Origin of the sequence: Alicyclobacillus tolerans (assembly GCF_900142255.1) — a bacterium.
Taxonomy (GTDB): domain Bacteria; phylum Bacillota; class Bacilli; order Alicyclobacillales; family Alicyclobacillaceae; genus Alicyclobacillus_I; species Alicyclobacillus_I tolerans.
The window spans coordinates 1-16,931 of sequence record NZ_FRAF01000001.1; the positions used below are offsets into that span (position 1 = coordinate 1).

The window sequence follows — 16,931 nt, forward strand, 5'->3', positions numbered from 1 at the left end:
CACATCAGCACGGGATGCAAGCGCTCTGCACAAGGATAGTCGAGTGCTTCCCAAACGATTTGAACGATGGGCATCACATCCCTATACCGAAGAGAGCGAGTACGCTTAGCGGGCGGTTTATCGTGCTCCGGTTTGGGTTTCATAGTGGCAATCGCGTACTTCCGCGCGTATCCCAGGGTCCGCTCCAACTCATCCAAAATCTACGATTTCTCTTGCCTAGTGCGTGCCTTAAGGTAACGCACGCGCATCGTACTCAGGTACTCTTGCCGACTCTGCATGGACATCCGCACATCGATCCCTTCGGTAAGATTTCTGTTTGAGTGAGCCGATACCCTTTCGGTAAGATTTTAGCTGAGTGATCGCGCAACCTTGCTATTTTTCATCTTTTGAGTGTATAATGCTTAGCGTATGTTTGTCTCAGTAGCTCAGTTGGATAGAGCAACAGCCTTCTAAGCTGTGGGTCGGGGGTTCGAATCCCTCCTGAGACGCCAATTAAAGAATAGGCTGCCGGTAGTAAATATCCGGGAGCCTTTTCTTCATTAATTTCTATATAAAAAATATTGAAGAAAAAAATGCTGCAGGATAGAGCCATATTGAATTAGAAAGATATATTTAGATAACAATGATAACTTTGTATACGTTTTACACAGGAGGACATCAAATGCCGAAAGATAAAAATTCATATGAAAATGAAAATAAACCCCCCAGAAAAATTGAAGATGGCGATGCATATAAACCTGTAGTCATAGGTGCTATTATCTTTGTTGTACTATTTGCTATAGCGCTTGTCATCATTTCTGTAATGAATAAATAAAAGGGAAGATTGAGCATGAAAATGAGCTGGAGAAGAATACTTGCTGTTGGGATTCCGATAGCAAGTATATTGCTTTCACTTATTACGGCTCGTTATGGTTTATTTGTTTTATGTTTAACACCAGCCTTTTTATCTTTGGGTAAATTTTGGAGATCATGACGATGGGTCAATTATGATCTCTTCTAAAACAAATCACTATATCACTCCTAGTATAATTAATATGATATGTTAAATTATTCAATACTCTACACTCGCAAAAAAACGCCCCGCAAGCGCGGGGCTAAGCCATGTTTAGGGGGTTAGGATGAGGCTCTTTCGAGTCACAAGATGGTTATAACGCATAAAGATTGAATTGCGCTTGAAAGATTTATCAGTCAGTTTAAGCCTTGTACTACTAATAAGATGCCGCAGGTGACAAGATGAGTAGTAATTGATTAACCGTATCTAAAGCAAGTGCGAGTTGATTATCCACAAAAAACCTTAAACCAAAAAGACCAGAGTCTGTGAAAGTAGGATCAACAATACAAGGAACATTAGAAAAACTCTGGCCTCCTATGTTTAGATTACATTCTGACTGATATGCACTGGCATTGCCTCCTATACCTCCAATTTGAAGGGATCCTAAATTGGGGAGTCCTAACTGATTTGCTATTTGTTGATTGAAAGTTAACTCAAACGCTCCTGTATCCATAATCATATGAGGAACATCCATACCGTTAACATTTAAAGTAAAATAAAACGCATCATTTTGAATAGATCCTGGAAGTACAGCGATTTCAATATAACTTGCCATTCTATCAGCCTACCTTTCCTTTTTCACAGAATATCGTATGCATGTCATGACCAAGTCGGCAGGGCTAATCATGGATGGAGAATGTATTTGTAAAAAATTCCTATCGAGATTGTCTAAACAAGTGGAAAATAAATTCAAAAACACAGGTAATGTCGTGTAAATACGAATAACCATTACGCTTGTTTGGATATGTATGACCAAGATGGAATGTGGAACGATTCATGTTGCCTGTTCATCTCAACAAAATTATTTTCTACGCCTAGTCCTAAATCCCAAAAAGAAACATTATCTTCCAATCTCAACGCTTTGAATAGTAATTTAAGCCTTAGACGTTTTGCAGTTACTCTCAATAACTGAGTTTTGTCAGAATCAAACCACCCCAGTTCCAATCGTGTTGGCCAAAACTCGTCGATGAGAATGCGTAATGCCTTGCCTCTGTTCAAAAACAATCACGCTCAAGTTTGGATCTTTTGTTCGAGCAGCTTGACGATTACTTATGAGTGCGCCATAAGTAGCGGATAGACTTCCCGAATCAGGTTATCGGGACAAAGCGTTCACATCGGGGGCTAGGCTCAATCAAGTTGCGGAATAGCTGCGTGTTCCGGTTGGGCTTCGTCCAGATGGCGTACGGCCATAGGTATTCCATCCCGTTGCTGCGCACGACGTGCAACGCCACAATGTTTATCGCGCCCATGTCTAAACTTTGCTTGAACTGTCGTAGAGCCAATAAAGAATTGGGATTCCCTTGGCATATGGATGTGGCGCGTGCGTATCGTCAAGCGCAAGAATATCTCCGCCTGCCAGGGCCGTATCCGAGTCTTGCTGAAGACGAGCCAGGCTTCACACCCGTATCGCTGAGAGATATGCAGTTAGGTGCCTCATCGGAGATAGTTAGGGTGTTTTTAAAAAATCAGTGGTTTTACGAATATTCCACATCATATTCACAATCCAATCTCATGCAGTAACTGCATAGTTCCTGAAGCAGGTTGAAACCACCTCAATTCTAGCTTTTTTAGATAAAAATTACAGATTATTCATGTTCATTGTCTTGTTTCTATGTCAAAAACAAATTTGATGGTGTTTTATTCGTGTTACCAATTGATTTGGAGAGAGCAACGGAGGATGCACAGCAGATTGCAGATCACTTGGAGGTAAGTGAAATCTTCAACTTCCGATATTTGTTGTTGCTAAGCTATGTAAATTAGATGTTTTTTAGCCTGAACAACTGCGTCAAGTGTGCAATATAGTCATCTTAACAAACAGCCCGATCACGATACGTTTAACCCTCTTGCCAAGGAGGTGTATAGTTAATATTTGGAATACATCTGTAACAAAATCGGGATCAGGATCGTCTAAAAAGTGAAAATCAAAACAGGGAGTGGTTGTTTTGCGTAGAGCAATAAGGGGAATCAGCGCAATCACGCTTGCGCTGACATGTTTGGCTGTGACTGGGTGTGGGACAATTCACAGCGATTCTTCACTTTCTGCTAATTCTATAGGAACATCACAAACAAAATCGACAAATCCTCAACAGCAAAACCAAACAGATGAAGTGAAAAATCCTCAAAAATCTACAACAGTTTCTTCTCAAGTCAAGAGCAGTCATTCCGCCAATCAAAATTCATCATCTACAATAAACTCAACAAAAACAAATATTTTTTTAGGAAAAAATGTTCAATTCATAACTAACTCAGGCATGCCCAACGCTATACCGAATGGGTACACAGATCAACATACTCAACTTACTTACTATAGAAATAAATTCCAAAAAATTGAATCATTTACTGGAACACTTCATCACAAAACTTTTATCTTGGATTTTTACAACAGTATCCCGAACGGCATAGCGGTAGGAGTCAGTTACAATCATCAACCGGTATATTTTGGTTGGGGACCTTCTCCAGTATTTGATATACTCCATTTTGTTGGGGATAGTATTCTTTTGGGGTCACCTTCAGCTGGTGCATACATGGCTATTAATTTGATGAATGGTCATTTGATGACTCACACAAAACAGATTGTCAAATTAAAAGGCTATTCAGGACTTCAACCTCCAAAATATATTTTAGGTTTGCCAGGTACTCACTATCCTATTCAAATTCCCAATATAAAAAAATCCTGAGTAAATCTAGATTATCCATAAAGCAAGACTGGATTGCTCCAGCCTTACTATTTCATATCCTCAAGCCAATCAAGCATTGATAAAGTCGGATCGTGCGCTGTCAATTGTGACATGGCTGATTCAGCCGTTTCAAACTGAGATAAATTCTCTAGCATAACACGAGTGGGAGGAACTACCTTCACCAAACCAGGGTGTATTTCTTTCACTAATGGCTCTACAGTCTGCCAGCCAACTTCTGCAACTTCTTCATTATATGAAAATGATTCTTCATCAACTTGGTGGTGTATGGCAAAAAACCAGGTATCAAACTGTGCCGGCTGGCCGTGTGGTCCAATCCAACGTCCCACACAGCGCAATTGAGTAAGATTCAACTGATATTCATTGAATCTTAGCCATTCTAGCAATGAATAAGAATTCTTCTCGACTGACGCATATTGCTCTGGACAAGAATCTATTCGACCTGTTGATCCTTTCATAGATAAAGCCGTCAGCAAGCCAATTTCCTCAAAAGTTTCACGAACGGCAGTAATTGCCCAAAGTCGTCCACCCTCATAACCACTGGGACTGCCTATAGCATATTGTTCAGCAATGATTTTATCCTGCTCATCTTCCGTTCCACCTGGAAAAGCTAGATAACCTGGAAGAAAACGCATGGTTTGCGAACGTTTCTCCATTAACACTTGTAGTCCACTCGAGGAATTGCGCAAAACCAGCAATGTTCCAGCTTTTCGAAATCGACCAGTCGGACGATATGCAGGAATAGCTGTAAGTGCTTTATCTTCTTCCATTATTTTGTCAGACATGTGCCACCACGCGTTCTTCACGCTCCTCTGGCGCAGGTTTTAGGGGAATTTGATCTGCATTGGTATGATGGTAACAAACTCCAAAAGGAAAAATTCCTTCTCTCTCCACTCGATATACAGTTTTCATAATTTTAACCGAAAACTCTGCAGGTACAAGCGCCTGACAATGAGGGCACCAAAATATTGGACTGGTTTGGGGACTGTGACGAAAATCGAGCAAACGTTATTCGACTCCTCTTTTAAAAATCACATTTTCGAGAATATCATGATTTAAAGTCGGAAGCTGTCGAAATTCGCGTTATGAAAATTTGAATTTTATCAGCCTTATATATTCTAAATATTTACAGGCGTGGCTAGATACATTTCTTCATGTGATACACTCTAGAAGTGAATAATCTTATTAGCCAGGCATGCGAATTTTTACTGGAGGACGATTTATGCAACAGCGTCAAGCATTCGACATTGCACTCAAAGAATTAAAACTTAAATTGCTGCGCATGGGCGGAGACGTACAGGAAGCCTTGAGACGTAGCTTGCGCAGCTTAAGAAATGGAAATTTACAATTAGCCGAAGAAATTATTCAAGAAGATAAACGAGTCAATCGACAGGAACATGAAATTGAAGATCTCTGCATTCGACTGATTGCTACTCAACAACCAGTTGCAACCGATTTGCGTCGCATTGTGGCCGGCATGCGAATCGCATCTGACTTAGAACGTATGGGCGATCTCGCTGTGGATATATCCAAATCAACCATTCGTCTCAGTGGTCAACAGCTCTCGTCTCCCCCATCTGAAATCGCTGAGATGGGACAAATTGTTGACTTTATGATTTCTGAAGCCTTACAAGCTTATGTCGATAATGATCCTGAACGTGCCAAAAGTTTAGCCGTTGAAGATGATCGGGTAGATCACTTATATCGACAAGTTGTAGAGCGCTTGTTTCATGTTAGCTCCCTTACTCCGGAATTGACTTCACAGGCTATGACACTTGCATTTTGTGGTCGTTATTTAGAGAGAGTGGGCGATCACGCTACAAATATTGCTGAAGGGGTTATCTATATTGTTTACGGTGAACGATCTGACCTAAACTAAAGCAACAATTCAAAAGTTCTTACCCATCCATTACCTTCCAAGCAGAAAATTTCAATGTATTTTCAAGCAACTCGTCATACAGCCGTCACATTTTCTATTCAATAGATAATGGAAATTACTTAGAAACCTGTTACACTAGGAACAAGGTAAGAGAAGGAGTGGAACGTATGAAGTTACGCTCAAATCAACCGATTTCCAAAAACCCATTGGCATCTTTAGAAAAATTTTTTACATTATGTGAACGCGTCGCAGTGACAGGAAGTGCAATGTTGGTACTTGGAACCATAGGATGGTTATCCTTCCATTTGCATATGAATCTCTAGTACTTGTTGATTCACCTTTCAAGTTTATCCTGAATCCTAAAGATGCGAAATAGACGCCAAAAGTGGCACTTGTGTCTCCTTGCAATGTTTCAGATGTATTTATAATAGGAAACGACAGCGCAAAATACCGCTGTCGTTTCCTAATTCATATCTTCTTTTTTATTCCTGTACTTCTATTTCTCCTCAACTTGGTACTACCTAGAACACTATACCAGAAGCACAAATTTCTATGCTACAATCTAGAAAGCGCTCTCATTGGCGTTGTTTTCAATTTACATAGCTTGACAGATTTACAAGCTTTGTTTTCCAGAAAGGAGCATTCTGCATGAATAAAATTTTTTCCAGCCCTGAAGAAGCGGTTGCAGATATTTCCGATGGGGCAACGCTCTTGGTTGGTGGATTTGGACTCGTAGGCATACCAGAAAACCTCATTGAAGCCTTAAGGAAGAAACAAGTACGCCATTTGACTTGTGTAAGCAATAACTGCGGAGTAGATGATTGGGGACTTGGTTTGTTATTGCAGCAACGACAAATCCGCAAAATGATTTCTTCCTATGTTGGTGAAAACAAGACATTTGAAAAGCAATTTTTAAGTGGTGAATTGGAAGTCGAATTGGTTCCTCAAGGTACGCTCGCTGAAAGGATTCGTGCAGGCGGCGCAGGAATTGGCGGTTTCTATACTCCAACAGGCGTGGGTACCACAGTAGCAGAAGGTAAAGAGATTCGCGTCTTCGATGGCCGAGAATATGTTCTAGAAATGCCGATACGTGGAGACTTTGCTCTCATTAAAGGCTGGAAAGCTGATTTATATGGAAATGTCGTCTATAGAAAAACAGCTCGAAATTTCAATCCCATGATGGCTGCAGCCGGTAAAGTCACTATTGTGGAAGTAGAAGAAATTGTTGAACCAGGCATGCTCGATCCGGATGAAATTCATACTCCCTCCATTTATGTACAACGAATTGTTCTTGGAAAATCTTATCAAAAACGAATTGAAAAGAGAACGGTTCGACAAGCTTAACTGACGGATCCTACTGACTCTCTTTTTAATCTAAAATTAAATTGTTCCTGTAAATAGGAGGATTCACACATGGCTTTAACTCGTGATCAAATTGTCCAACGGGCAGCAAAAGAAATCCATGATGGGGATTATGTGAATCTGGGCATTGGAATGCCTACCTTGGTGGCCAATTATATCCCTTCCGGCATTCAGATTCTACTGCATTCAGAAAACGGCTTACTGGGTACAGGCGCCTATCCACTGGAGAACGAGATCGACCCGGAATTAATTAATGCAGGCAAAGAAACAGTTACCACTGTACCTGGAGCATGTTTTTTTGATAGTGCTGAATCTTTTGCCATGATTCGCGGCGGTCATATTGACGTAGCCATTTTAGGTGCTATGGAAGTATCTGAACGCGGAGATCTGGCAAATTGGATGATACCAGGCAAGATGGTGAAAGGCATGGGTGGTGCCATGGATTTAGTGCATGGTGCTAAACGTGTTATTGTCACTATGGAACATGTCAACAAAAACGGTGATTTTAAAATTGTTGAAAATTGTACCCTTCCACTTACTGGAAAACAAGTGGTTGAACGTATCATTACGGATTACGCAGTCATCGATGTGGGCACAGAAGGATTGATTTTACGGGAATTAGCTCCTGGCCATACAGTTGAGGAAGTTCAAAAACTAACGGGTGCTAAATTACACCTGCCTAGCGAAGGATGCCAAACCATCGTAATTTAATCTGCAAAGCAAATTTGCGGTAAGTTGACCAGAAGTGTATGCTTGCTGGTCATCCTGCCGCTTTATCTGTTACACTCTCTAGGAGATACATTTGGCTTATAGAGAGGAAGGAAGATGCATAGTGCCGATTGATGCGGCTCTATTTCGTCAATCATTAAGTCGTTTTGCAAGCGGTGTTACTGTTGTAACCATGGCTACTGACCAAGAGAGAAACGGCATGACCGTTTCAGCTTTTTGTTCTGTTTCATTGAATCCACCTTATATTCTCATCTGCCTAGACCATACATCGCACAACATCCAGCTTATTCGCACAAGCGGTGTATTTGGTGTCAATATTTTGGCTGAAGATCAAGCTTATTTATCTGCGCATTTTGCCAGCAAACATACTGATAAATTGAACAACGTTTCTCATTATACTGGGCAACTAGGCGTACCACTATTAAATGATGCTCTGGTTCGGATGGAATGTAAGGTTGTTCATGAATATGCCGGGGGCGATCACGTTATCTTTCTTGGACAAATCGAGTCTTCCACCGTTGAAGAAGAAAAACGACCATTACTATATTACTCTGGACAATACGGTACATTTACACCGAAAGTGTAACCTCATACCCCTCAAGAGGGGTGAATCGGAAAATTATGATCATTCCTGCATGTTAAGAAAGAAGGAACACGGAATATGGATCTCATAGAGTTTGTTCCTCGTCTACAGCAAATCCATCAATGGATTGATGCGTGTGAAATCGCACCCATCTCAAAGCGAAAAAGCACATTTATGTCCATTTTCGAATTCACTGAAGAAGAAGTAGACGAGTTACTCTATTTTGGCCTTATTCCGTTGGAATCCTCTCTTGAAACTTTTCGTCACGCTTTACACCAAATGAAGATTCATAGTGTCGAATCATTCATTCAAAAAACGCTCATCGAAGTCATCCATAAGTATCCTTTGGGGAAACCTATATTTGTGCAATTGTTTCCTATGAATGAACATGACACGTTTGGACGGGAACGACTCGGGGGCGTTTCGGCTTGGACCAATTGGGAAGGAGACACCATTCATTTAGTCGTGTTTCCAGCAAAAGAAACTCTACGTGCTCTAAAATCAACGCTGGTTCATGAATACAATCATCTTTATCGAATAACTGCTATGCAAAACGGGCATGCCCATATAACACTGCTAGAAAAAATAATTCGTGAAGGTTTAGCAGAACACTTTGTTGAGGAAGTCCTGGGTAAAGAATTCCATGGACCGTGGGTAAATACTCTTGCAGAAGATAACGCGAAAAATCTATGGCACACGTTGTACTCACTACATACCACAGAAATTGGAGAGCATACAGACTCACTTCTATTTGGCGGAGGAAATACTCATTTACCACTTTGGGCTGGGTACTCTTTAGGATATTACTTGGTCAAATGGTACCGCCAAAGTGTCACCCAACCCTTAAGCATCATTGATCTCACAGTACAAGATTGTCTAAAATTCATTCCAAGTTCCCAGAACTTTGAATAGATGTAGTAAGATATAGAGATGAAAACAGGATTTATACTTCAATTTAAACACGTTTGATATTTTTAGCAGCATAGCCTCCATCTGCTTGTCTACCTTGAAGACGTTCTTCCACTTCGTAAACGACCCGCTTAGCCGAATCGGATACTTGAAGCTCCTTTAAAACGGATCGAGCAGCTTGTAATTTTTTTTCCGTCAAAAGCGTGCAAGACTCAGCTAAAGTCTGAAGATTTTCTGCTATCCAGCCTCCCCCAGTCTTTTCAATATAAATAGCATTTTTCCGCTCTTGACCAGGTAACGGTTTATAAAATAACATCGGAGTGCCACAAGCCAGACATTCGGCAATCGTCACACCACCTGCTTTGGTAACAATAAAATCCGCTTTTTCCATGAGTTTATTTATTTCTTGTAAATAACCGTAGCTCAAGATAAGCGGATTGTTAGAAAAGTGATTTTCTATTTTTTTTCTCATGATCTCGTTACGTCCACAACACACAACCACTCGATGCTGCGGAAACTGTCGATGTAAAGTTTGTACCACCTGAAGAATCTGTGGAAAGACACCACGACCACCTGTCAATACCGCTAGATAAGGTTTATCCAGAAGTTCAGGAAACGGAAACCCGCTGGCATGCTGCTGAAAAGCCTGACGAATTGGAATACCCGTCGGAATAACCTCATGATGTAGACGATAAATTTTTTTAGCAAGATTCGCCAATTCTTGTGTAGCGACTAAAAAGAAATCCGCTTCATTTACAAACCAGCGACTATGCAAAGCAAAATCGGTCAACAAAACGGATGCCAATACCTGCGGATTTAATTGTTTTACATATCGGAGAGATTGATCTGAAAACAGCTGAATTACAGCATCCGGATGCCATTCTTGCATCAGCTCCACAACAGCACCTTTAGAAAAATAGGAAAGCCAGCGCCAAAGAGTACTGTCTTTGGATAATTTCTCAGTCCAGTCGTATGACCATCCATATACGAATGGCAGATGGCTGGTAAGAAACTCATATAAGCGTTCATTCCAGCTTGCCAAAAGCTGATTACTTGAACGCCAGCCATCCATCATGGCTACTTCATGCCCAGATTCTAAAAATGCTTCCTGGAGAGATTCAGCCACTTGTCTATGACCGTCTCCAAATGATGCGTACAACAAGAGAATTTTTGCCAATGCTTCAAGTTAAACACTGATCTGCTACAGGCGCAGAAGCAGAGTTGGATTTAGATTGTATACCATGCAAAGCAACGAAATGTTGCCTAGAAACTGCGACGATTTTGGGTTCAAAAACCTGGGCATGATTGCTTAGAATTTCATCCGCATGCGGATTTACCATACGAAATACGTTGCGTAAATGCCATTTGGTGATCCACTTTGGCAATCCTGGACGCATAGGATAATTACTAAAGCCCAACCGAGAAATACCACGATGGATAAAGGTTATTCCATAAAGAGCAACAGCGTCATCAAATTCAGGTCTACTTACCAGTTCTGCAAGAGCAGGGAAAGACCGATGCGCTTCCTTTAAAAGCCTCAGTACAATAGGCATCATATCTTTATCAGAAGATAGAATCTCACTGATTCGATCATTATTGATGTGAAGCTCGATTACTTTATCAAACGGTTTAACCGTAATACCGTCCACTTCAAAGCGTCGCCCCAGATATCTCCGTTTCGCGTAGTAAAATAAATATTCTTGATCTGGAGATATTTCTTTAAGCCGAAAAGCGATATGAAATAATTTTTCCCAGCCGCACCAAATGGAACGGTATATGCGGTTCTTCATGATTACCCCTCCTTGCCCAAACCTCATACTCTGCAATACGTAATCAAGAATCCATCTATGAATGATGGGATAACATTTATAGCAAACTCAATGGCTTGCCCTCTTCTTTCAATAAACTCCGCATGGGCCTGAACTGATATCCTTTGTCCTCCGTTTGTTCAATAATTTTGGGTATAGCTTCGAGGACAGATACAGGAGCTCCTAACTCGGCACCAAACGTTATATCGTTGTCATGCAAAACGATAATGGCACCCTTGTGCAGGCGGCTTACCACTCGCTCAACCAATGTTTGAGCTGGAGTCTTTCGCCAATCTCCTACCATAATGGACCATGTGACAAGTTTATGATGACTCTTGCGAATTGATACGAAAGATGCAAGATTGCACAAACCCCATGTTGGGCGATAAAAAGATGTCTGTAAGGAAAATTTGCGCTGTAATTTTTGACTAGCACCACGCCATTGCCGATTGGCCAACGATGGCGGTAAGAGAGGCACAAACCAATGTCTGTCCCCGTGGACTTCAACATCATGCCCTTCCGACACCATTCGACGAATAATATCTGGATACCTGTCGGCCGCCTCTGCTATGACAAAAAAAGTTGCCCGGACATGCTTTTCGCGCAAAATATCTAACAATTGCGGTGTATATTCAGGATGTGGGCCATCGTCAAACGTTAAATAGACCACTGGTTCGGCAAATCCTCTGTATATACACCCTATCTTCCAAACCCGTGTCATTAGATTGGGCATGACAGAATATAGAAATAGAAAGAGCAAAATAAGACCTAAAATGAGCCAACCTATCATGTTCAGAAACAGATTCTCCTTAACTGGAGTAAATTAAGAAATCCCAGGATAAGCTTGCTTATCCCATTTCCCCTGACTTTCTCCTAAATCTCGAATCACTGAGACAATCTGTTCTACTCCCCCATACTGAGGCCTTGAGCGTGCTGCAAGCCGCATGTTAGATAATTTTTCAGGATGCAACTCGACATGTTGAATAAAGCGTACTGCCTCAGCCACTGAGTCCACACGAACTGCTGCGCCTTTTTGTTCAGCATATGCTGTATTTTTAATCTCCTGACCGGGAATTGGCTTAACTATAAGCATAGGTAACTCCATGGCCAATGCTTCAGAAATGGTTAGCCCACCCGCTTTCGTGATTAACAAATCAGAAGCAGCCATCCAATCCTCTATATCACTGCGAAATTCCAGCGCTTGAACACGTTTATCTTGCCAACCACCATATCGGCGCAATAAACGCTCATTATGTGCACACAATATGGCAAACTGCAATCCTGATTGGCGAATCGCTTCTTCCCACTCCGCGCTATCACCTAATAGTCCTTCACCACCACCGGATAAAAGAATCAGCGGTAAATTGGGTGAAAAACCAAATTTCTCTCTTAATTCCATACGGCGCTTTAATAAATTCTGTACATTAGCGGAGGAGAACCTTCGGCGCAACGGAATGCCAGATACTTTGATTTTATCCCTATCCACTCCGAGTTGCTCCAACTCATTCGCTACTTCCTCTGTTGGCACAAAATAAACGTCCGTATACTCCTGGACCCATTGTCCATGCGCTGTGTAATCTGTCAAAATGCCAACCGAAGGGACTTGAGCGACTCTAGCTGCTTTCAATTCAGAAAGAACACCCATAGGGGTCGGAAATGTACTGACCACTACGTCCGGTTTTACATGACGCAAACACTGCCTCATCTTGCGAATACCCAAATGATGTAGTCGGCGTTGGAATGTAGACGATGGCGGTATTCTGGACATGGAATGATAAAATAAGCCGTAAAGACTTGGCATCTTTTGTACACTTTGAACCAAACTAAATTTCGCAAAAGAGCGTACTGCAGGATGCAACCAATCTACATAATCCACCCAATGAACAGCGATACCCTCTTGCTCAAGTCCTTCCTGGACTGCACGAGCAGCTTGGTTATGTCCATCGCCAAACGAGGCCGTAAAGAGCAAAACCTTCATGCAGGACGCCTCCACCCAATCAAAAACCTTTCTCTTTGTATTGTAATTCTCCAGTCACTTCATATACAACTTTCCCAAATCACCTGACATCATGCCATCGAACGGCGATCATCTAATACGTTTAATTTTCGAGCAGCCAAGGAGGTAGTTGTTGCTTGTAACAAGACTGTCAAAAGAACAACCACAGAGACCACAGCCGATACCCAGTCTTTAGGATAAAGGGAATGTTCCGTCAGAATCCCACTCAAAACAACAGGAACCACACCCGTTTCTCTTACCCACATCATAAACAACTGTTCTTTCATCTGCCAACGACTTAACGGATCCCAACTGATTGTGAACCATACCGTAAGCGGTCGAGCGAGTACGATTAAGGTGACAGCAATTATAATCGAGACGTTTAAATATCTGGAAAAAGCACTCCATGATATCTCACTTCCCAATAAAACAAAGATAAAAGCCCGCAAAATTTGACTCAGAAAACGCAGATGTGAGTGTGTGGTTTGAACGCGATCTTCAGAAGCTCGCCAAGGCAACACTTCTTTGTCTGACCAAATAATTCCAGATACAAAAACAGCCATAAACCCAGTCCCACTGATCCATTGACCAAGCAAATAGGACACTAAAAAAACGGAAAGTGAGAGCCAAGTGTGATCTATACCGGATCGACCATCATTTGACTTTCTCAGAAAGCGAAACTGAAAAAACCGCCCTAATCCTGATGTGAAAAAACCTATGGCAATTCCTAGGAAAGCCTGCCATATAAATTGAAATACCGCAAGCCCTATAGAGAAATGACTCTTTGATAAAGCAGAAGTCAACAAGATGCTAAAGAGCACTGCTCCAGTTGCATCATTGAATGCTGACTCAGACTCTAACATTGAACGAAGACGTTCCCGAATAGGTATCTGTTCAAAAACTGGGATGATGGTAGCCGGATCTGTTGGTGCAAGCAGGGAAGAAATTAACATAGCCAGAATCCACGGCATGTGAAATAGGCAGTGTATGACAAACCCCAGGACCAGCATTGTCACAACTACACCGAGTGTAGCCGAAGAAACTATACTTGGCCAAATGCCTTGGAGTACTTTCAGACGAATTTCTGTACCCCCTATAAAAAGAATGATAGCCGCCCCTAATTGAAAAAGGGTTGAAACGAAAAGTGAATTTTGAGTGGGTTGAAGCCAATGCCATACAGGGCCCATCAATATGCCCGCTACTAGAAAAAAAACTATATCAGGAATTTTAGTCCATCTGGATAACTTAGCAACCGCAAATAAAATAAGCGTGATCGACATAAAAAAAATCAGCAAGCCTGACGCTTGATTTAAATTCATAGATTTCTACCCTCTTGGGAACAGGCCGCCCAAAAGTTTTCAATTTGTTTCAGCCATTGTTCAGGCTGCTCAAGATATACTGCATGGCCACACTGTTCAATAACATGGTGTGTTGCCTGCGGTATTTTTTTGAGCATTTCACCAGCTATATGCGTAAATTTCTGATCTTCATTTCCTGTTAGCAGCAATGTTTGACAGGAAATTCGAGAAATTTCATCCCACATGGATGGCTGGGCGCCTGTACCTATGCCTCGCAACGAATGCGCCAGGCCAAGAGCATTCTGGTTACGCCGAATGCTATCCTGAATAGCCAACTGCTGACGGTCAGCTCTTGATTGTGTCGCGAAAAGCGGCAACGTAATCCACTGTCCAGAAAAAGAATCCACACCTTCACGCTCAATCCGCACAGCCAATTGTTCATCACTCTCTCTTCGCGTTGCCCGTTCTTCCGCATTGAACAATCCGGGTGATCCGCTTTCTAACACCAGTCCACTTAAATGACGTTCTGACATAACAGCTGTGCAAAGTGCGACTCGAGCTCCCATCGAGTAACCATGCAAAACTGGATGAGTAAGCTGCAATTGGTAAAAAATTTCCGTCAAATCTTTTACCTGCTCCGACATTTGATACCGTTCAATTTGTAATGGCGCTTCCGTATCTCCGTGCCCCAACAAATCAATGGTGATTACTTGACCTTTCTTGCTTAACTTTTCAGCCAAAAAGGAAAATATTCTTCCAGAAAGTGAGAAACCATGTAATAAAACAAGCGGAACTCGATCAGAATCCTCTGCTACTTTAAACACATCTACCCTGTAGGTACATCCGCGCACTTTCAGTCGTTTTCTTTCCTTATGACAATTTACCATTTCTCTCTCACCTCTTCTAGTAATTGCTGCGCCTGCGCAAATAGCTCATTACGCCATTTCTGACTGGCAGAAGCATCCGAATGCGTCACGATGAGATTGAGATAATGATTCTGATGGTCCGACATCAGGACTTGTCTTAGCTCTCGCAAATTAGAGACAACTTGATGGCTCCCGCCATAAGTTTGAAGAATGGATTGATAATCAAGACCATGCGGTGTTTCAAAAAGCGGAAAAACATCCTCTTCAGCAGCCTGTGGCAAACCATGGAATATACCACCGCCATTATTATGAGTGAGAAGTATAGTTAACGGCAAAGCTTCCAATTTTGCCATCAGTAAACCATTCAGATCGTGATAAAGCGAAATATCCCCGAGGGCTAATAATGTTCGCCCTTTTATAGCAGCTATCCCCAGGGCGCTCGAGACCAAGCCATCGATTCCACTTGCCCCTCGATTTCCATAAACACAAGAAGATTGAAGAATTCCAGAGAATGTGTTCCAATCTCGTACAACTGTGCTATTGCCCAGAAAAATGGCAGACTTCCATACTTCAGCCGCCGTTCGAGCAATCAATGGCTCATACAAACTATTGGCTTCGTCAGCCATATTCAACATCACATCTGTCAAGATACGGCCCAGCCGCTCTTCTGCAGCAAGCCACTGATGAAGCCAATGTTGACGGACAACACTCTTTTGCACGTCTTGTAGAGCACTATGGCCAATCCATTGCGACATTCGAACAGGTAACCAGACCGAGCTTGTCCAAAACGGATCAGCATAGGTCTCAGTTGGATCAAGTATCACCTGAGTCACTCGATGATTGGCCAAAAACGTCTGTCCAATCGCTTTGCTGGTAGGCGGCGCTCCAACGCGAATGATTAAATCAGGTGCCGGTAAATGAGAGGAATTCCAAAAACGAGCCAACCAATCTCCATAGGTAAGAATTGGAGCCTGATGAGCATAGTTTCTTACTTGGGAAAGAACATCGGCCAAAACAGGTATTCCAGCTTGGTCGGCAAAAATTGCCAAAGCACGGGCATCTTCCCCGTTGTACATAGGTCCTGTGATGATCAGCGGACGCTCAGATTGCTTAAGAAGCTGAGAAAAATATTCTATCTCCTCATCGGCAGGCACGATAAAGCCTGTGGATACTTTACGCGCATCAAACGGTTCGATATGAGAGAAAGCGTCTTTTAGAGGCAGAAGCGGTTCGCGAAAAGGAAAATTCAGATGCACCGGCCCTTCAGGCAGTCTTTTCGCATGTTGTACAGCTCGCATGGCTAAATGGCGGAAAGCAAGTTGCATCGATTCACTATCTTCGGGAAGCGGAGCTTGGGCAAACCATTTAGCATCTGAGGAAAAGATTTTTACTTGATCAATCGTTTGATTTGCTCCTGACTGCCACAATTCAGAAGGTCGATCCGCTGTAAGCACAAGCAGTGGAACTTGTCCATATTTCGCTTCGACTACGGCAGGATGATAATTGGCTACAGCAGTACCTGACGTACAGAGCAAAGCTACCGGTTTCCCAGAAGCACGAGCTAGCCCAAGCGCAAAAAATCCTGCCGAACGTTCATCGAGATGTGTCCATATTCGAAATTGACCGCTCCTTGCAAAAAGGATGGCCAACGGAGCTGAACGTGATCCTGGAGAGATAACTATTTGCTCTACACCTTGTCCTGCCAATGTATCAATGAACGCGGCAAGAGCAAGATATTGTGTCGACATGAAGCA

The 16,931-nt window shown here is 42.2% G+C and carries 20 protein-coding genes and 1 tRNA gene; 9 read left to right on the plus strand and 12 right to left on the minus strand.

Annotated features, from left to right (window positions below):
• Positions 1 to 414: 414 nt before the first annotated feature.
• Positions 415 to 491, plus strand: a tRNA-Arg gene (locus tag BUA75_RS00010).
• Positions 492 to 661: 170 nt separating this feature from the next.
• The gene (locus BUA75_RS15780) at positions 662 to 814 is read left to right on the plus strand and encodes a hypothetical protein (protein WP_165611906.1); all 153 of its coding nucleotides are present in this window, start codon (positions 662 to 664) and stop codon (positions 812 to 814) included.
• Positions 815 to 1,208: 394 nt separating this feature from the next.
• Here BUA75_RS15780 and BUA75_RS00015 read toward each other — a convergent pair whose 3' ends face one another.
• The 3 genes from BUA75_RS00015 to BUA75_RS00020 all read right to left on the minus strand — a co-directional run bounded on the left by BUA75_RS00015 (position 1,209) and on the right by BUA75_RS00020 (position 2,392).
• Complete coding sequence (locus tag BUA75_RS00015) at positions 1,209 to 1,607, minus strand: retroviral-like aspartic protease family protein (RefSeq protein WP_072872528.1); 399 nt, start codon at positions 1,605 to 1,607, stop codon at positions 1,209 to 1,211.
• A 173-nt stretch (positions 1,608 to 1,780) separates the two neighbouring features.
• On the minus strand, positions 1,781 to 2,050 hold the full coding sequence (locus BUA75_RS15560; RefSeq protein WP_129583462.1) for a hypothetical protein: 270 nt from the start codon (positions 2,048 to 2,050) through the stop codon (positions 1,781 to 1,783).
• A 129-nt stretch (positions 2,051 to 2,179) separates the two neighbouring features.
• On the minus strand, positions 2,180 to 2,392 hold the full coding sequence (locus BUA75_RS00020; RefSeq protein WP_072872529.1) for a hypothetical protein: 213 nt from the start codon (positions 2,390 to 2,392) through the stop codon (positions 2,180 to 2,182).
• A gap of 602 nt (positions 2,393 to 2,994) precedes the next feature.
• Here BUA75_RS00020 and BUA75_RS15440 point away from each other — a divergent pair.
• Positions 2,995 to 3,729 (plus strand): hypothetical protein, encoded by a 735-nt coding sequence (locus tag BUA75_RS15440; protein WP_083573941.1) that lies wholly within the window; start codon positions 2,995 to 2,997, stop codon positions 3,727 to 3,729.
• 47 nt (positions 3,730 to 3,776) lie between these two features.
• Here BUA75_RS15440 and BUA75_RS00030 read toward each other — a convergent pair whose 3' ends face one another.
• Positions 3,777 to 4,532, minus strand: coding sequence for an NUDIX hydrolase (locus tag BUA75_RS00030; RefSeq protein ID WP_072872530.1), 756 nt, complete (start codon positions 4,530 to 4,532; stop codon positions 3,777 to 3,779).
• A complete protein-coding gene (locus BUA75_RS00035; protein ID WP_072872531.1) occupies positions 4,525 to 4,752 on the minus strand; it encodes a hypothetical protein in 228 nt (75 codons plus the stop codon). Before BUA75_RS00035 ends, BUA75_RS00030 begins: the two co-directional genes overlap by 8 nt.
• Before the next feature lie 217 nt (positions 4,753 to 4,969).
• On the opposite strand from BUA75_RS00035, the gene phoU reads away from it, so the two are divergent.
• The 6 genes from phoU to BUA75_RS00060 all read left to right on the plus strand — a co-directional run bounded on the left by phoU (position 4,970) and on the right by BUA75_RS00060 (position 9,212).
• Positions 4,970 to 5,626 carry a phosphate signaling complex protein PhoU gene (gene phoU, locus BUA75_RS00040; protein WP_072872532.1) on the plus strand — a complete coding sequence of 219 codons (657 nt, stop codon included), beginning with the start codon at positions 4,970 to 4,972 and terminating at the stop codon, positions 5,624 to 5,626.
• Between the two features lie 167 nt (positions 5,627 to 5,793).
• Positions 5,794 to 5,949: a hypothetical protein gene (locus BUA75_RS15785; protein WP_165611907.1), complete on the plus strand. Its 156-nt coding sequence runs from the start codon at positions 5,794 to 5,796 to the stop codon at positions 5,947 to 5,949.
• A 325-nt stretch (positions 5,950 to 6,274) separates the two neighbouring features.
• Positions 6,275 to 6,970 carry a CoA transferase subunit A gene (locus BUA75_RS00045; RefSeq protein WP_072872533.1) on the plus strand — a complete coding sequence of 232 codons (696 nt, stop codon included), beginning with the start codon at positions 6,275 to 6,277 and terminating at the stop codon, positions 6,968 to 6,970.
• A gap of 69 nt (positions 6,971 to 7,039) precedes the next feature.
• On the plus strand, positions 7,040 to 7,699 hold the full coding sequence (locus BUA75_RS00050) for a CoA transferase subunit B (RefSeq protein WP_072872534.1): 660 nt from the start codon (positions 7,040 to 7,042) through the stop codon (positions 7,697 to 7,699).
• A gap of 121 nt (positions 7,700 to 7,820) precedes the next feature.
• Positions 7,821 to 8,303: a flavin reductase family protein gene (locus BUA75_RS00055; RefSeq protein WP_072872535.1), complete on the plus strand. Its 483-nt coding sequence runs from the start codon at positions 7,821 to 7,823 to the stop codon at positions 8,301 to 8,303.
• Positions 8,304 to 8,378: 75 nt separating this feature from the next.
• Positions 8,379 to 9,212 carry a DUF2268 domain-containing putative Zn-dependent protease gene (locus BUA75_RS00060; protein ID WP_072872536.1) on the plus strand — a complete coding sequence of 278 codons (834 nt, stop codon included), beginning with the start codon at positions 8,379 to 8,381 and terminating at the stop codon, positions 9,210 to 9,212.
• Positions 9,213 to 9,255: 43 nt separating this feature from the next.
• Here BUA75_RS00060 and BUA75_RS00065 read toward each other — a convergent pair whose 3' ends face one another.
• The 7 genes from BUA75_RS00065 to menD all read right to left on the minus strand — a co-directional run bounded on the left by BUA75_RS00065 (position 9,256) and on the right by menD (position 16,925).
• Positions 9,256 to 10,368: an MGDG synthase family glycosyltransferase gene (locus BUA75_RS00065; RefSeq protein ID WP_207549671.1), complete on the minus strand. Its 1,113-nt coding sequence runs from the start codon at positions 10,366 to 10,368 to the stop codon at positions 9,256 to 9,258.
• A 22-nt stretch (positions 10,369 to 10,390) separates the two neighbouring features.
• A complete protein-coding gene (locus tag BUA75_RS00070) occupies positions 10,391 to 10,999 on the minus strand; it encodes a YkoP family protein (RefSeq protein ID WP_072872538.1) in 609 nt (202 codons plus the stop codon).
• Between the two features lie 76 nt (positions 11,000 to 11,075).
• Positions 11,076 to 11,807 carry a polysaccharide deacetylase family protein gene (locus tag BUA75_RS00075; RefSeq protein ID WP_072872539.1) on the minus strand — a complete coding sequence of 244 codons (732 nt, stop codon included), beginning with the start codon at positions 11,805 to 11,807 and terminating at the stop codon, positions 11,076 to 11,078.
• A 33-nt stretch (positions 11,808 to 11,840) separates the two neighbouring features.
• Complete coding sequence (locus BUA75_RS00080; protein WP_072872540.1) at positions 11,841 to 12,995, minus strand: MGDG synthase family glycosyltransferase; 1,155 nt, start codon at positions 12,993 to 12,995, stop codon at positions 11,841 to 11,843.
• An 89-nt stretch (positions 12,996 to 13,084) separates the two neighbouring features.
• The gene (locus BUA75_RS00085; RefSeq protein WP_072872541.1) at positions 13,085 to 14,332 is read right to left on the minus strand and encodes a cation:proton antiporter; all 1,248 of its coding nucleotides are present in this window, start codon (positions 14,330 to 14,332) and stop codon (positions 13,085 to 13,087) included.
• The gene (gene menH / locus BUA75_RS00090) at positions 14,329 to 15,198 is read right to left on the minus strand and encodes a 2-succinyl-6-hydroxy-2,4-cyclohexadiene-1-carboxylate synthase (RefSeq protein WP_072872542.1); all 870 of its coding nucleotides are present in this window, start codon (positions 15,196 to 15,198) and stop codon (positions 14,329 to 14,331) included. Before menH ends, BUA75_RS00085 begins: the two co-directional genes overlap by 4 nt.
• Positions 15,192 to 16,925, minus strand: coding sequence for a 2-succinyl-5-enolpyruvyl-6-hydroxy-3-cyclohexene-1-carboxylic-acid synthase (gene menD / locus BUA75_RS00095; protein WP_072872543.1), 1,734 nt, complete (start codon positions 16,923 to 16,925; stop codon positions 15,192 to 15,194). Before menD ends, menH begins: the two co-directional genes overlap by 7 nt.
• Positions 16,926 to 16,931: the final 6 nt, after the last annotated feature.

What these genes read in the sequence shown, in the direction of transcription:
- BUA75_RS15780 (WP_165611906.1), top strand. Translation starts at nt 662, where the DNA reads ATGCCGAAAGATAAAAATTCATATGAAAATGAAAATAAACCCCCCAGA.
- BUA75_RS00015 (WP_072872528.1), bottom strand. Translation starts at nt 1,607, where the DNA reads ATGGCAAGTTATATTGAAATCGCTGTACTTCCAGGATCTATTCAAAAT.
- BUA75_RS00030 (WP_072872530.1), bottom strand. Translation starts at nt 4,532, where the DNA reads ATGTCTGACAAAATAATGGAAGAAGATAAAGCACTTACAGCTATTCCT.
- phoU (WP_072872532.1), top strand. Translation starts at nt 4,970, where the DNA reads ATGCAACAGCGTCAAGCATTCGACATTGCACTCAAAGAATTAAAACTT.
- BUA75_RS15785 (WP_165611907.1), top strand. Translation starts at nt 5,794, where the DNA reads ATGAAGTTACGCTCAAATCAACCGATTTCCAAAAACCCATTGGCATCT.
- BUA75_RS00045 (WP_072872533.1), top strand. Translation starts at nt 6,275, where the DNA reads ATGAATAAAATTTTTTCCAGCCCTGAAGAAGCGGTTGCAGATATTTCC.
- BUA75_RS00050 (WP_072872534.1), top strand. Translation starts at nt 7,040, where the DNA reads ATGGCTTTAACTCGTGATCAAATTGTCCAACGGGCAGCAAAAGAAATC.
- BUA75_RS00060 (WP_072872536.1), top strand. Translation starts at nt 8,379, where the DNA reads ATGGATCTCATAGAGTTTGTTCCTCGTCTACAGCAAATCCATCAATGG.
- BUA75_RS00070 (WP_072872538.1), bottom strand. Translation starts at nt 10,999, where the DNA reads ATGAAGAACCGCATATACCGTTCCATTTGGTGCGGCTGGGAAAAATTA.
- BUA75_RS00075 (WP_072872539.1), bottom strand. Translation starts at nt 11,807, where the DNA reads ATGATAGGTTGGCTCATTTTAGGTCTTATTTTGCTCTTTCTATTTCTA.
- BUA75_RS00080 (WP_072872540.1), bottom strand. Translation starts at nt 12,995, where the DNA reads ATGAAGGTTTTGCTCTTTACGGCCTCGTTTGGCGATGGACATAACCAA.
- BUA75_RS00085 (WP_072872541.1), bottom strand. Translation starts at nt 14,332, where the DNA reads ATGAATTTAAATCAAGCGTCAGGCTTGCTGATTTTTTTTATGTCGATC.
- menH (WP_072872542.1), bottom strand. Translation starts at nt 15,198, where the DNA reads ATGGTAAATTGTCATAAGGAAAGAAAACGACTGAAAGTGCGCGGATGT.
- menD (WP_072872543.1), bottom strand. Translation starts at nt 16,925, where the DNA reads ATGTCGACACAATATCTTGCTCTTGCCGCGTTCATTGATACATTGGCA.